We start from the raw sequence: 13,822 nt of genomic DNA, 5'->3' as shown, positions 1-13,822 counted from the left end.
ATGTCAATTTTAGTGAACAAAGACACCAAAGTGATTTGCCAAGGTTTTACTGGCGGACAAGGCACATTTCATTCCGAACAAGCCCTTGCTTATGGCACAAAATTAGTGGGTGGCGTTTCCCCGGGGAAAGGCGGCACAACCCATTTAGGCTTGCCTGTGTTTAACACCGTGCGCGAAGCCGTTGAACAAACTGGTGCCACAGCCACCGTGATTTACGTTCCCGCACCATTTTGTAAAGATGCCATTTTTGAAGCGATTAACGCAGGATTATCCTTAATCGTCTGTATCACCGAGGGCATTCCGACTTTGGATATGCTACAAGTGAAACAAAAGCTGAATGAAACGGACGTAGTGATGATCGGGCCAAACTGCCCCGGAATTATCACTCCTGAAGAATGTAAAATCGGCATAATGCCGGGCAATATTCACAAAAAAGGACGTATCGGCATTGTTTCTCGCTCAGGTACATTAACCTATGAAGCGGTTAAACAAACCACCGATGAGGGCTTTGGGCAATCTACCTGCGTAGGCATTGGCGGCGACCCAATCCCCGGTTCAAGTTTTATTGATATTCTCAAACGCTTCCAACAAGATCCCGAAACTGAAGCCATCGTGATGATTGGTGAAATCGGCGGCAGCGCGGAAGAAGAAGCGGCAGAGTTTATCCGTCATAACATAACCAAACCTGTGGTGGCGTACATTGCAGGCATCACCGCGCCAAAAGGCAAACGAATGGGACACGCAGGCGCGATTATCAGCGGCGGAAAAGGCACTGCCGATGAAAAAATCCAAGCCCTCCAACAAGCAGGCGTAACCACCGTAAAAAGCCTTGCAGAAATTGGTGCCGCGTTAAAAACTGTCTTAAAATAAACCGCACTTTTAACGATTTACCTTAATAAAAATCCACCGAAATGGTGGATTTTTTACAATATTCGTTCAGTAAAATGGAATTACTTCAACGACTGAATTTTATTAATCACATTACTGCTCGAAAAGCCGTTTTCGAAATTTAGTACTTTGACTGCGCCGCCGTTTGCGATAACTTCTTTTCCGCCTGCAATTTCTTCTGGTTTGTAATCTCCGCCTTTGACTAACAGATCAGGCAACACTTCGCTGATTAAACGTTGCGGAGTATCTTCGCTAAATTCCACTACCCAATCTACTGCGGCAAGCCCTGCAAGTACAGCCATTCTGGCTTCCAGTGGGTTGATTGGGCGGCTTTCGCCTTTTAAGCGTTTCACGGAAGCATCGCTGTTTACTGCGACAATTAAACGATCGCCGAGCTTGCGAGCGTTATCCAAATAAGAAACGTGGCCGGGGTGAATAATGTCAAACACGCCGTTGGTCATTACGATTTTTTCACCGCGTTGTTTGGCTTGCGCCACCGCTTCTTTAAGCTGTTGTTCGTTCATCACGCCAAAGCCAGTGGTTGTGCGTCCGTGAATGGCGTTTTCTAATTCTACGTTCGACACCGTAGAAGTCCCTAATTTACCCACCACAATGCCTGCTGCAACATTGGCTAAATAGCAGGATTCTTCAAAGCTGCGGCCATCTGCCAATGCCGTTGCCAAGACACTGATAACGGTGTCGCCAGCACCGGTTACATCAAAGACTTCTTTCGCTTCTGTCGGCAAGTGGAATGGCGGTTGATTTGGGCGGAGTAGGGTCATTCCTTTTTCGGAGCGGGTAACCAATAAAGCGCTTAATTCAATATCACGGATTAATTTTAAGCCTTTTTCCACAATCTCATCTTCGCTATGGCATTTGCCCACCACTGCTTCAAATTCTGACATATTTGGGGTTAATAGGGTTGCGCCGCAGTAGCGTTCAAAATCCGTGCCTTTTGGATCAATTAGCACTGGCACGTTAGCTTGGCGTGCAATTTGGATCATTGCTTGCACTTGATTAAGTGTGCCTTTGCCATAATCAGAAAGGATCAAAGCACCGAAATTTTGCACCGCACTTTGTAATTTCGCCAATAATAAATCGCTTTCTACGTTATGAAAATCTTCTTCAAAATCAAGGCGTAATAATTGCTGATGACGAGAAAGCACGCGTAATTTGGTGATGGTTGGGTGGCTGGCTAATTGCACGAAATTGCAATCAATGTTTTGTTTTTCCAGCATTGTTGAAAGTGCCGAGCCTGCCTCATCTTGCCCTGTTAAGCCGAGTAATTGCACTGGCACGTTGAGCGAAGCAATATTCATTGCCACGTTTGCCGCACCACCTGCGCGCTCTTCATTTTCTTGCACACGCACCACTGGCACAGGGGCTTCAGGGGAGATGCGATTAGTTGCACCAAACCAGTAGCGATCTAACATCACATCGCCAAGAACAAGCACTTTCGCTTGTTGAAATTGAGTAGAATATTGCGCCATTTTGACCTCATTCTTTTCCATTAAATGACAAATTTTTGCAGATTTTACCATAGGATAAATGCTATTTACTAAAATTTCCGCTAAACTACCGCTTTGATTAAACCAATTTTAACGAACAGCTCTCTTTTAGTTATGGCAAATTCATCACTTCCAAGATTTCAACGTGCATTTCTCGCCCCAAAATATTGGGGATTTTGGATTGGTTTAGCCATTTGGCGGCTCATTCTTTTCTTGCCTTATCCTCTTTTGTTAAAGATAGGGAATGGATTAGGCTGGCTCTTTTCTAAGTTAAGCGTTGGCAAGCGGCGAATGAAAATCGCTAAGCGAAATCTTACCCTTTGTTTTCCTGATTATAGCGAACAGCAAATTGATGACATTGCACAGGCCAATGTGAAAGCCACGGGAATGGCGATTATTGAAACGGGAATGGCGTGGTTTTGGTCAGATAAACGGATTAAAAAATGGTCGAAGGTGGAAGGCATTGAATACCTAAAAACCTACCAAAAAGACGGCGTGATTCTAACTGGCGTGCATTTTCTTACCCTTGAGCTAGGGGCGAGAATATTGGGGCTTTACACCCCCGGCATTGGCGTTTATCGTCCGAACGATAATCCGCTAATGGATTGGCTGCAAACTTGGGGACGGCTACGCTCTAACAAAGATATGCTTGATCGCAAAGATTTACGCAATATGATCAAAGCCTTACGCCGTGGTGAAATTATTTGGTATGCGCCCGATCACGATTATGGACGAAAAAACGCCGTTTTTGTGCCTTTCTTTGCGGTGAAAGATGCCGCCACTACAACGGGAAGTTATTATTTATTGAAATCTTCCCCAAACAGCAAAGTGATTCCTTTTGCGCCATTACGCAACGCGGACGGCTCAGGCTACACCGTGAAAGTATCCGCTCCTGTAGATTTTTCTGATGTCAATACTGAAATTGACATTGCCACTCGAATGAATCAAGTGGTTGAACAAGAAATCTTGCAAGGCGTGGAACAATATATGTGGCTGCATCGGCGTTTCAAAACTCGTCCAAATGAAAGTGATCCGAGTTTGTATGATTAGAAAATAAAGGGTGAAATAATGTTTTCACCCTTTTTTCATAGACATTACCCATTAAAGTGCGGTGGGATTTTCAGAAATTTTTATCCCTAAAGAGAGGTTTCTTCCAACTCATCAGCCATTGCGGAAAGGATTTCTCGTGAGAGAATAGCGAGTGAGCGGTAGAAAGGGAGATTGGCTTGCGTTTCCACGGCGTTTAAGAATTTTGTGGCGCAAGGCAGTAGAAATTCCGCAAATAAGGTTTGTTGCGCTTCAACGGAATCAAGGTTATCTTCAATCCAAGATGCGGTGAGAAAAACAAGCGGAAAATTCACCGCACTTTGTTCTAACTCGGGCATTCCACGTTCTTGACGGAAAGCGGTGAAATCTTCGGACTTAAGATCATAGGCTTCAAGATTCATTGGCACGAGTGCTTTTTCGCCAGCAAATAAACGCTGATATTCTTGATCTAATAAGGCTAAATCAATCTTCATTTGTAAAGCTTCAAGGGCTTGTTCGCTTTGTTTATCCGTTTCCAAAGGCCATAGTCCATTGAGTGGCTTTTGTTGCAACCAAGCAAAGACATTTTGCAAGGTAGCATCTTGCGGTGAGCGGTAAAACAGATTGCCGAATAAGCGGCTAATAAGAGAAAAATGATTCAGGCTGTTTTCGTTGCTCATTATGGATTTTCCTTGCTGTTTGAGATTTCTTTTGCGGATAAAAGTACGGTCAAATTTTGCGAAGTAATTTGTGCCACGTCTTCAAGCATTTGTTGGCGCGCCTTGTCATCAATAATATGAATATCACCAAAGAATTTATGCTGAATATCGGTAATACCACAGAAATTAAATAAGCCGTCCACCAAGCAATCACGCAAGGATTTATCAATGCCAAGTTGTTGATATTTCTCAACATTACTACCAATGGTGATAAATTGTTGCATTTTTTTGCCTTGCAATAAGCCGACAGATTGTCCGTCTTCTGTTTTATACGCAAAGCCGTGGCTCAAGACGCGATCTAAATAGCCTTTCAAAATTGCAGGAAAACCCATCCACCATAGGGGATAAACGAGAGTGATCAAATCTGCTTCACGAATGAGCCGATGTTCTTCGCGAATTTCTGCGGGAGTAATGCCTTGATTTGCCCCTTGTAATTCTGCCCACGAAATGACGGGATCAAAATTTAGTTGATACAAATCACGCACTTGGATTTCCACTTTGAGCGCTCGGCTGGCGTTCAAAGTGCGGTCTAAAATGCTGCGATTAAAGCTGTCTTGCCCATTTGGGTGGGCGAAAATAATTAAATGTTTCATTGTGCTATTCTACTTTCTTAACAAACAAGGTGATCCCTTCCACGTTATACACTTCAATGGCATCGCCAACCTGCAGGTGCTTGCCTTGAATTCGCCAAGTGGTGTCGCCAAAATGACCACGCCCAATGCCGTTTTCATTGATTTCTTGCACGATGCCTTTTGTACCGAGCATTGCGTGATCCCGTTGGTTTAATGAAGTGTGCGATTGATCTTGGAGATCTTTGCCGTGTTGGTATTTCCACCAAGAAAAACTTAAAATAATGGCTAAAATGGCATAGCCAATTACTAAAAAGGTTAAGGATAAGGTGACAAATAATGCCATTACGCCTGCGATAATAATGGCCGCCAAGCCCCACCAGAGCAAAAATACGCCCGGAATGAGAATTTCGGCAATTAATAAGCCAAAGCCTAAAATAAGCCAGTGCCACACTGACCAAGTTACGAGCCATTCCATACTTATCCCCTTAGTTTATATTTAAAGGGGCAATGCCCCTGATATTGATAGGCAGATTATTGCTTTTCACCTTTTAATAGCTCGGCAATGCCTGCTACTGAGCCAATTAAATTGCCTGCTTCAAGTGGCATTAACACCACTTTACTATTATTTGCACCGCCAATTTCTTTTAACGCTTCAGTATATTTTTGTGCGATAAAGTAATTAATGGCTTTGGTGTTTCCGCCTGCAATGGCTTCCGACACCATTTGGGTGGCTTTGGCTTCAGCTTCGGCGGCACGCTCACGAGCTTCCGCTTGTAAAAAGGCTTCCGCACGTTCCCCTTCCGCTTTGAGAATACGGGATTGTTTTTCCCCTTCTGCGCGCAAGATTTCCGCTTGACGAATCCCTTCTGCTTCTAAAATTTCAGCTCGTTTATTACGTTCTGCTTTCATTTGTGCATTCATTGCGGCGATTAATTCGTGTGGTGGACGCACATCGCGGATCTCAATACGCGTTACCTTAATGCCCCAAGGGTTGGTGGCTTCGTCCACAATGGATAACAAACGTCCGTTGATATTATCACGCTGCGAAAGCATTTCGTCCAATTCCATTGAGCCTAGCACAGTACGAATGTTGGTCATCGTTAAATTGATGATCGCTTGCTCTAAATGGTTTACTTCATAAGCGGCACGGCGCGCATCGATCACTTGCACGAAACACACCGCATCAATGGATACATTGGCATTATCTTTTGAGATTACTTCTTGTGAAGGAATATCTAACACCTGTTCCATCATATTAATTTTTCGCCCTACGCGATCCACAAAAGGCACAACAAAATTTAGCCCAGGGGTGAGGGTGCGAGTGTAGCGCCCAAAGCGTTCAATCGTCCAATGATAACCTTGCGGTACGGTTTTCAAGGTGGAAAACAGTACAACAATCACAAAGATAACAAAGACGACCACAGCAACAGGAAAACCGTCTAACAATTCCATTTTTCTCTCCTTAAAATGGGGGGTAACTGATTGAAGTCTAACAAATTAAATAGCCTTTTGTACATAGCGATAATGCCCATTTTCATTGACAAATTCAAATAAATGAGTGATACAGCTCGGCGCATCTTGATCTTGGTGGGAAACAAAAAGTAATTGCGTTTCGCTGTTCATCACCAGTTGATCAATAAAGCCTTTAACCAGTTTACGATTCACGCCGTCTAGCCCTTGCAAAGGTTCATCTAAGATCAACACAGGCGGATGTTTTACCATTGCACGAGTGATCAGCAATAAACGCTGTTGTCCCCAAGACAAGGATTTAAACGGCTGATTAGCTTGCGCGGTTAAATTCAAACGGGCAAGCCATTCCATCGCTTTAATATGCAAGGCATCTGGCACTTTTTGATAAACGCCAATGCTGTCAAAAAAGCCCGATAGGATCACATCTCGCGCGGAGCAATTCACACGATAATCCATATGCAGTTGGCTGCTGACATAACCAATTTTTTGTTTGATTTGCCAAATCGTTTCGCCCGAACCGCGTTGATTGCCAAATAAACGCACTTTATTGGCGTAAGATTGCGGGTGATCACCACTAATCACCGAAAGCAAGGTGGATTTTCCTGCACCATTTGGGCCTTTGATCCACCAGTTTTCGCCACGCTTAACTTGCCAATCAAGTTTATCGAGAATTTTTTTCTCGCCATATTGAATGGTAACCTGTTCTAATTCAAAGAGCGGTTGATTTTCATCGAGTTTTATCTCAGGGACTGCGCGTTCAGGCAAGGGGATATGCTGGGCGGATTCTGCATAGCGAAGTTGTTGATAAAGGCTTTGTTGCTCAATAGCCTGGCGTTCTCCTTGCAAAATAACCTCTTGATGTTCCAGCAGAGCGAGATGATTGGCTTCATCAGGAATATCTTCAAAACGATTTAAGATCAGCAAAATCGCCATTTTTTGTTGTAACTGCGCGAGCAATGCTTTCCATTCTTTGACAGATTGCTGATCCAGCCCTTCAAAAGGCTCATCTAAAATCAGCAAATCAGGTTGTTGCACTAAGGCTTGGCACAGTAATACTTTACGGCTTTCTCCTGTGGATAGCTGGATAAAAGGGCGATCTAAAAGTGCGGTGATTTTTAACAGAGAAATATATTCTTCAAATAATGCCAGATCGTTCTGCTGAGCCAAAATAGTCTGCTTGGCCGTTTTGCCGAAATCATCAGGGCTGACGCCATCATTATTGCGATCTTTGAAGGTTTCACTAACAATTTTCTGTTGTTTTTCAAAAGAAAGGGAACAAATAGTTTGGAAATGATTTTCCATTGTGCCTTCCAATAAAGGCAATTTGCTTTCCAGCACCAAGGCGAGCGCAGTTTTACCGCTGCCATTGCTGCCTACCACGCCCCAATAATCATTGGGTTGAATGGATAATTCATCAATTTTTAAGCGTTGATAATGAGCAAGCTGGAATGTTGCATTTTCGATCTTAATCATATTAGCCACCTATAAAAAAAGCGGAAATTTTCATCCGCTCTTTTTCTTTTTTATCTTGAGTAAAGATTAGCTTTTTTGCGCTTCTTCTTCAGAAATACATACCGCTGCGGTAAACACTACGTCAGTTGATGAGTTTAACGCGGTTTCTGCAGAATCTTGTAACACCCCAATGATAAAGCCCACGCCCATTACTTGCGCAGCAATGTCATTTGAGATACCGAATAAGCTACAAGCTAATGGAATTAATAATAATGAACCACCAGCTACACCAGAAGCACCACAAGCACATACGCTCGCTACCACACTTAATAATAATGCGGTTGGGAAGGAAACTTCCACACCTAACGTATGCACTGCCGCTAAGGTTAATACAGTGATGGTGATTGCCGCACCCGCCATATTAATACTTGCACCTAACGGAATAGAGACAGAATAGGTATCTTCATTTAAGTTTAAGCGTTTCGCTAATTCCATATTTACAGGAATATTTGCTGCTGAGCTACGCGTGAAGAACGCAGTTAAACCACTTTCGCGTACACAAGTCCAGATTAATGGATATGGGTTACGGCGTGTTTTCCAGTATACTAAAATTGGGTTTACCACGAATGCAGTAAATAGCATCGCACCGATTAATACGCATAATAAACGCACATAATCAAGTAACGCGCCCAAGCCTTTATCCGCAAGGGTTTCGGCCACTAAACCAAATACCCCGATTGGCGCAAAGCTAATGATGAAGTGAACGATTTTTGAAACCCCTTCAGAAAGATCATTCATTACATTTTTCGTGGTATCTGAAGCGTGGCGTAGCACAAGTCCTAAGCCAATTGCCCACGAAAGAATACCGATAAAGTTGGCATTAAATAAGGCGTTGATTGGGTTGTCCACCACATTTAACACTAATGTGCCTAATACTTGAGAAACTTCACTTGGTGGCGATAAAGAATTTTCTTGTGTTTGTAGAGCAATTTCGGTTGGAAAAGCGAAGCTAAATAACACCGCAGTTAATGCGGCAAGAAATGTGCCTAATAAATATAAAATCACCACAGATTTCATATTGCTTTGCGTACCAATTTTTTTATTCGCAATGGCTGAAATTACCAATAAGAATACAAGAATTGGCGCAACGGCACGCAATGAACGCACAAATACCTTACCTAGAAAACCTGCTTTTTCAGCAAGGTTGAAACCGAGTACAGATTGCAAGCTTGGTGCAATGATCGCAAGTAGCAAACCTAGCACTAAACCGATAGAAATTCTTTTCACTAAACTTCCGTGAAAAAACAGAGAATATAAACGAGATGTGTTCATAATTATTTACAATGTTGTGTTTAAAACTGAAGATCAATGACTTCAGAAGATTGTTGATATTCAGATCTAAAATTAGATCCCCCATAGCGAGTGTAAAGATAGCCTAATTTTGTGCTAAAGAAAATATAAAATCAGCAATTTCTTCATATTATTTGCACAAACAAAGAAATATTCCGCTTAAAATTGAATAAAATCGATTATTTTTACCTTTCAGCCTGATTTTTTCCTTAGATAGATAAAAGATAGATAAAAATGCAAAAAATTTTAACATTGCATATTGACTAACTGTATAAAATACCAGTATTATAACCCTGTATAAACAAACAGTATTTTAACAAGTAGTATTAGTAAGAGATCACATACACACACATAGTAGATAATAACAGGGGTTTACGATGAACTATTTCAATGAACAAAGCCAATTATCTTATCAGCCAATGCCATTTTTAACTGATCGTGCTTCTTTAAAATCAGCATTTAATAAAAAGCTTGATTTGAATCTTCATTGCATTAAACGCCCACAGCAAACTTGTGTCATTGAAGTAACAAACCCAAATATGCTTGCTTGGGGAATTGAAGCAGGTGATATGCTTGTGGTAGAAAAAAATGAGCATTTAAGCATTGGCGATTTAGTGGTAATGGAACAAGATAATCAATTTTGCATTTATGAATTAGCAAACTATGACGGCAAAGCATTTCTTTTCCTTGCTCTTGACGCCAAAATGAAAAGTATTAAATGTGAAAAATGGACTGAATTGCCAATCATTGGTGTTATTACCAATACCATTCATCAAATTAAACCTAGAACACAAATGAAGTTTGCTGCTTAGAGATTTAGTAGGGTATGAGAAGTAGTAGGCTTTTGCTTTGCTGACTCGCTGATTAATTTAATAATACAAGTTAATCAGCGAGTGGTATTTTAATTAGAAAATTATAGCTTTAATTTCCGCTCTACATCTTTCGCTTTCACTAAAAACTGCTTACGTTCAGCAGTGGACATTTGGCTACTTGTGCCTGGTAATTTTACAGTAAGTGGATTAACAGGGCGGCCGTTAATATGGAACTCATAGTGTAAATGTGGGCCAGTAGAGCGTCCAGTGTTACCTGAAAGAGCGATACGCTGACCGCGTTTTACTTGTTGGCCTGCTTTCACTAATGGTCTGCTTAAATGCATATAGACAGTTTGATATTCGCGACCGTGGCGGATCATAATATAACGACCTGCACCATTAGCTTGGTAAGCAACTTTTTCAACAGTACCATCTGCAGGGGCGATAATAGGCGTCCCGATTGACATTGAAAAATCAACCCCTTTATGTGGACGAATTCTACCCGTAACAGGGTGGCGTCTTGCTGGATTAAATGGGGAAGACACGCGAGCTTGGCGTTGCATAGGGTAGCGAGCAAAGCCTTTGCCTAAGGTTTCACCTTGACGGTTATAATAACGTCCATTATTAGATTGAATTGCATAATAGCTTTTTCCGCCAGAGCGAATATGGATAGCTTCTACGTTACCTTGGCCTGTGAGTTTGTTATCTAAATATTCACGAGAAACTAAAACAGCAAATTTATCTCCTTTCTTGAGTTTTTTTATACTCACTTGCCATTGAAGTGCGGTGGTTAATTGGCTAATTTGTTTGGAACTCAATCCTTGGGCTTTTAAACTGCTTGAGAACGAGCCGCTAATTTGGCCTTTTAGCACATCTTTTTTCCACACACTTTTTTTCTGTAAAATATCACGTTTGAATTTTCCATTAGCAGAGAGTGCGTAAATTCGTTCTTCTTTTTGCGATACAAGCCAGTTGAGATATTCTAGTTCGCCTTCTTTACTCAAAATCCAATAGAACTGTTGGCCAGCTTTAAGATTTTTCAATTCTGGATAAGCAGAGATCAATTTTTTGCTTGTGCTATCATCAAGCCCTGATTGTTCTAAAACGTCTTTTAATGTATCGCCACGCACAACGGTATGGCTAAATTGATCTTTAATACGAATAGCTTGATCGGCAATATCTAGTAAATCATTAACTGCATTTTTCGCATTTTCTGGCAGTTTTTCAATTTCATCATCGTCATCTAAATTGACTTCATCAACTTCGTCATCTTGACCTTGTAAATCGTCATCATAAGAAGTAGCATCACTTTCTTCACTACCCGTATTATTCGCTACATTATCTTGGTTAGCATTAACCGCCGTTTGAGAATTGGCAAGTTGATCAGTAACATCTTTAAACGCTTTATCAAGATCTGCATTAGGCTGATCTTCTATTGGTTTAACAGGGTGATATTCAGTGTTTTCGTTGGAAAGCTGTAATGGATCGTTTTTCGCATTATCTTTTACGCTTAGTACAATGCCGACAAAAATAGACAACACAGCGGAGAGAAAAATCACCGCTTTAATCCGTGATTTTCTTTTACGTCTATCTCTTGCTAATTTAATATATTGCACTATCTATTTCCCTTTATTACTTCATTGCTTGATAACTAAGCTGGATAATTGTTACTTCACTAAGACTAGTAAGACCAGTTAAAAGAATAAAAATTCCCTATATTTCGCTAAAAACTTGCCAAATGAATAAATTATAAGCATTTCTAAATGCTGCTTGTTAATCTTATAAAAATAGGCTATTTTAAGCCAATTTTTCGTAATGTATAGAGATAAAATGCAAATTCACGCTATTAAACAGCCATTAATTGAGTTAAAAAATATTAATGTGCAATTTGAACAACGAAATGTCTTACAAAACATTAACTTATCTCTTTATTCTGATTCCGTTCTCACCATCGTTGGCCCGAATGGTGGTGGCAAATCCACGTTGCTCAAAGTCTTGCTCAAATTGATTAAGCCAAGTTCAGGCGAAGTGATTTATCACAATAATGTGCGTATTGGCTATGTGCCACAAAAAATTCACCTTGATCATAGCTTGCCTTTAACGGTAGAAAAATTTCTTGCTTTAAAAAAAGGCGTGAGCAAATTGGAGATTGAAGCGGCGTTAGATCTCCTTTCTATTTCCCATTTAAAGCAAAATGCAATGCAAAAGCTATCGGGCGGTGAAATGCAACGGGTGCTGCTAGCTAGAGCCATTTTGAATAAACCGAATTTGCTCGTGTTAGATGAACCCACACAAGGGGTGGATATTACTGGGCAGGCAGAGCTTTATCAGCTAATTCATCAAACACGAAAACAACTAAATTGTGCGATTTTGATGGTATCGCACGATCTGCATATTGTGATGGCGGACACCAACGAAGTGCTGTGTATTAATCAACATATTTGCTGTGCTGGCACGCCTGAAATTGTGTCGCACGATCCGACATTTATGCATTATTTTGGCAACCAGTTTTCGCAAAATATTGCTCTTTATACTCATCACCACAATCACAAACACAATATGCACGGCGATGTGTGCTGCGGCAAAAATTTTCAATCGCAACAATGCGAACACAAAAAGCATCATTAAGGAACAGAAATGTTTGAGATTTTACTTCCCGCTTGGCTTTCGGGTATTTTGCTCTCGTTTATCACCGCACCTCTAGGTGCATTCGTGGTGTGGCGAAGAATGGCGTATTTTGGCGATACACTTTCCCATTCCGCCTTGCTGGGCGTGGCAATCGGAATATTTTTACAAGTGGATCCTTATCTAACCATTTTAATTCTCACGCTCTTGCTCGCCTTAGGAATGGTCTGGCTAGAAAGCAACACGCAATTTTCCGTGGACACCTTGCTCGGCATTATTGCCCACAGCTGCCTTTCTTTAGGCGTAGTCACCGTGGGGCTATTGCAAAATGTGCGGGTGGATTTAATGAATTATTTATTTGGAGACTTACTTGCGATTAGCTATGAGGATCTTTACCTTATCGCCATTGGCGTTCTCGTGGTGGTAGGCTGTTTGTGGTATTACTGGAAACCGCTACTTTCCACCACGGTTAGCCCAGAGCTTGCACAAGTAGAAGGCATTAACATTCGCAAAATGCGTTTTGTATTAATGATTTTAACCGCCTTAACCATTGCCTTAAGTATGAAGTTTGTCGGCGCGCTAATCATCACGTCCTTGCTGATTATCCCCGCCGCCACAGCACGGCGTTTTGCTCGCACTCCAGAAGCAATGGTGGCTATCGGTGTGCTTATCAGTATTCTCGCTGTCTCTTTCGGCTTAATGCTCTCCGCTTTCTACAACACCGCCGCCGGCCCTTCTGTGGTGATTAGCGCAACTTTCTTATTCTTACTATCCTTATTTAAGAAACAAGCTAATTAAAGCTAATATTTTGTAAAATGGCGTTCCTATTATGGAACGCCGTTTTTTATGCCTTATAACAATCCTTTCTTACGCAAATCCCGACTAATACGAATAGCGGTTTCTGTTTCGCAGCCAGCGTATTCACCAATTTCACGGTGTGTCCAGCGGTATTCTGGGAAGTTTTCTTTTAAGAAATAAATGCTATCAATCACCCGATCAAGGCTTTTTAAATAAGCGCTTTTGGCAAGGCGATCTTCCGCATCTCGTAATTCATTAGATAAAATTTGGAATAATAACCGAATGGTTTCAGGGTTATCTAAAAAGAATAAATCAACATCTTGTGGAGTGATCTTGATTATTTCAGCTTCCATCAGCACTTTGGCAGTGCAGTGATATTTTTTATCGCCAAAAAGCGTGCGAAAACCAAAATAATCCTCCGCTTTATAAATTCTGACCAAGCTTTCTTTGCCATTTTCAAGGGTATGATACAAACCAATTAACCCATTTTTGACAAAATAAAAAGACTGTGCGGTATCCCCTTGATGATAGATTTGTGTGCCTTTCTCAAGGGCAACTAAGTGATTATATTGACAATTTTTTAAATTCATCTGTTCAAGCAT

General features: G+C 41.3%; 14 protein-coding genes. 5 read left to right on the top strand and 9 right to left on the bottom strand.

Going from position 1 to position 13,822, the window contains the following annotated elements:
- On the top strand, positions 1–870 hold the full coding sequence (gene sucD / locus DYC50_RS08190) for a succinate--CoA ligase subunit alpha (protein ID WP_115249762.1): 870 nt from the start codon (positions 1–3) through the stop codon (positions 868–870).
- A gap of 80 nt (positions 871–950) precedes the next feature.
- Here sucD and hldE read toward each other — a convergent pair whose 3' ends face one another.
- On the bottom strand, positions 951–2,378 hold the full coding sequence (gene hldE / locus DYC50_RS08185) for a bifunctional D-glycero-beta-D-manno-heptose-7-phosphate kinase/D-glycero-beta-D-manno-heptose 1-phosphate adenylyltransferase HldE (RefSeq protein ID WP_115249761.1): 1,428 nt from the start codon (positions 2,376–2,378) through the stop codon (positions 951–953).
- A gap of 132 nt (positions 2,379–2,510) precedes the next feature.
- On the opposite strand from hldE, the gene DYC50_RS08180 reads away from it, so the two are divergent.
- Entirely contained in the window at positions 2,511–3,446 is a 936-nt protein-coding gene (locus tag DYC50_RS08180) for a Kdo(2)-lipid IV(A) acyltransferase (RefSeq protein WP_115249760.1), read from the top strand.
- An 86-nt stretch (positions 3,447–3,532) separates the two neighbouring features.
- On the opposite strand, the gene DYC50_RS08175 is transcribed toward DYC50_RS08180, so the two are convergent.
- The 6 genes from DYC50_RS08175 to sstT all read right to left on the bottom strand — a co-directional run bounded on the left by DYC50_RS08175 (position 3,533) and on the right by sstT (position 8,967).
- Positions 3,533–4,102, bottom strand: coding sequence for a TorD/DmsD family molecular chaperone (locus DYC50_RS08175; protein ID WP_115249759.1), 570 nt, complete (start codon positions 4,100–4,102; stop codon positions 3,533–3,535).
- Positions 4,102–4,734 (bottom strand): NAD(P)H-dependent oxidoreductase, encoded by a 633-nt coding sequence (locus DYC50_RS08170; RefSeq protein ID WP_115249758.1) that lies wholly within the window; start codon positions 4,732–4,734, stop codon positions 4,102–4,104. The genes DYC50_RS08175 and DYC50_RS08170 overlap by 1 nt, the downstream gene beginning before the upstream one ends.
- Before the next feature lie 4 nt (positions 4,735–4,738).
- Positions 4,739–5,188, bottom strand: coding sequence for an NfeD family protein (locus DYC50_RS08165; RefSeq protein WP_115249757.1), 450 nt, complete (start codon positions 5,186–5,188; stop codon positions 4,739–4,741).
- Between the two features lie 56 nt (positions 5,189–5,244).
- Positions 5,245–6,165: an SPFH domain-containing protein gene (locus DYC50_RS08160; protein WP_103852710.1), complete on the bottom strand. Its 921-nt coding sequence runs from the start codon at positions 6,163–6,165 to the stop codon at positions 5,245–5,247.
- 45 nt (positions 6,166–6,210) lie between these two features.
- Positions 6,211–7,656: a molybdate ABC transporter ATP-binding protein ModF gene (gene modF / locus DYC50_RS08155; RefSeq protein ID WP_115249756.1), complete on the bottom strand. Its 1,446-nt coding sequence runs from the start codon at positions 7,654–7,656 to the stop codon at positions 6,211–6,213.
- Between the two features lie 66 nt (positions 7,657–7,722).
- Positions 7,723–8,967, bottom strand: coding sequence for a serine/threonine transporter SstT (gene sstT, locus DYC50_RS08150; RefSeq protein ID WP_103852712.1), 1,245 nt, complete (start codon positions 8,965–8,967; stop codon positions 7,723–7,725).
- Positions 8,968–9,362: 395 nt separating this feature from the next.
- Between sstT and DYC50_RS08145 the strand changes: the two genes are divergently transcribed.
- Positions 9,363–9,797, top strand: coding sequence for a LexA family protein (locus DYC50_RS08145; RefSeq protein ID WP_115249755.1), 435 nt, complete (start codon positions 9,363–9,365; stop codon positions 9,795–9,797).
- A gap of 101 nt (positions 9,798–9,898) precedes the next feature.
- Here the strand turns inward: DYC50_RS08145 and mepM are convergent, their stop codons facing one another.
- Positions 9,899–11,413, bottom strand: coding sequence for a murein DD-endopeptidase MepM (mepM, locus tag DYC50_RS08140; protein ID WP_115249754.1), 1,515 nt, complete (start codon positions 11,411–11,413; stop codon positions 9,899–9,901).
- Between the two features lie 214 nt (positions 11,414–11,627).
- Here mepM and znuC point away from each other — a divergent pair, with 214 nt between their 5' ends.
- Both znuC and znuB read left to right on the top strand, forming a co-directional pair.
- Positions 11,628–12,425, top strand: a complete 798-nt coding sequence (znuC, locus tag DYC50_RS08135; protein WP_115249753.1) for a zinc ABC transporter ATP-binding protein ZnuC — start codon at positions 11,628–11,630, stop codon at positions 12,423–12,425.
- A 9-nt stretch (positions 12,426–12,434) separates the two neighbouring features.
- The gene (gene znuB / locus DYC50_RS08130) at positions 12,435–13,220 is read left to right on the top strand and encodes a zinc ABC transporter permease subunit ZnuB (RefSeq protein WP_115249752.1); all 786 of its coding nucleotides are present in this window, start codon (positions 12,435–12,437) and stop codon (positions 13,218–13,220) included.
- A 53-nt stretch (positions 13,221–13,273) separates the two neighbouring features.
- Here znuB and DYC50_RS08125 read toward each other — a convergent pair whose 3' ends face one another.
- Complete coding sequence (locus DYC50_RS08125; protein ID WP_245934875.1) at positions 13,274–13,822, bottom strand: Crp/Fnr family transcriptional regulator; 549 nt, start codon at positions 13,820–13,822, stop codon at positions 13,274–13,276.

Source organism: Avibacterium avium, assembly GCF_900454535.1.
GTDB classification, from domain to species: domain Bacteria; phylum Pseudomonadota; class Gammaproteobacteria; order Enterobacterales; family Pasteurellaceae; genus Avibacterium; species Avibacterium avium.
This window is presented reverse-complemented; position numbering and strand designations above follow the sequence as displayed.

Excerpts from the sequence above, each read along its gene's own strand:
- sucD (WP_115249762.1), top strand. The coding sequence starts at position 1 with ATGTCAATTTTAGTGAACAAAGACACCAAAGTGATTTGCCAAGGTTTT.
- znuB (WP_115249752.1), top strand. The coding sequence starts at position 12,435 with ATGTTTGAGATTTTACTTCCCGCTTGGCTTTCGGGTATTTTGCTCTCG.
- hldE (WP_115249761.1), bottom strand. The coding sequence starts at position 2,378 with ATGGCGCAATATTCTACTCAATTTCAACAAGCGAAAGTGCTTGTTCTT.
- DYC50_RS08175 (WP_115249759.1), bottom strand. The coding sequence starts at position 4,102 with ATGAGCAACGAAAACAGCCTGAATCATTTTTCTCTTATTAGCCGCTTA.
- DYC50_RS08170 (WP_115249758.1), bottom strand. The coding sequence starts at position 4,734 with ATGAAACATTTAATTATTTTCGCCCACCCAAATGGGCAAGACAGCTTT.
- DYC50_RS08145 (WP_115249755.1), top strand. The coding sequence starts at position 9,363 with ATGAACTATTTCAATGAACAAAGCCAATTATCTTATCAGCCAATGCCA.
- znuC (WP_115249753.1), top strand. The coding sequence starts at position 11,628 with ATGCAAATTCACGCTATTAAACAGCCATTAATTGAGTTAAAAAATATT.
- DYC50_RS08180 (WP_115249760.1), top strand. The coding sequence starts at position 2,511 with ATGGCAAATTCATCACTTCCAAGATTTCAACGTGCATTTCTCGCCCCA.
- sstT (WP_103852712.1), bottom strand. The coding sequence starts at position 8,967 with ATGAACACATCTCGTTTATATTCTCTGTTTTTTCACGGAAGTTTAGTG.
- DYC50_RS08160 (WP_103852710.1), bottom strand. The coding sequence starts at position 6,165 with ATGGAATTGTTAGACGGTTTTCCTGTTGCTGTGGTCGTCTTTGTTATC.
- modF (WP_115249756.1), bottom strand. The coding sequence starts at position 7,656 with ATGATTAAGATCGAAAATGCAACATTCCAGCTTGCTCATTATCAACGC.
- DYC50_RS08165 (WP_115249757.1), bottom strand. The coding sequence starts at position 5,188 with ATGGAATGGCTCGTAACTTGGTCAGTGTGGCACTGGCTTATTTTAGGC.
- DYC50_RS08125 (WP_245934875.1), bottom strand. The coding sequence starts at position 13,822 with ATGCTTGAACAGATGAATTTAAAAAATTGTCAATATAATCACTTAGTT.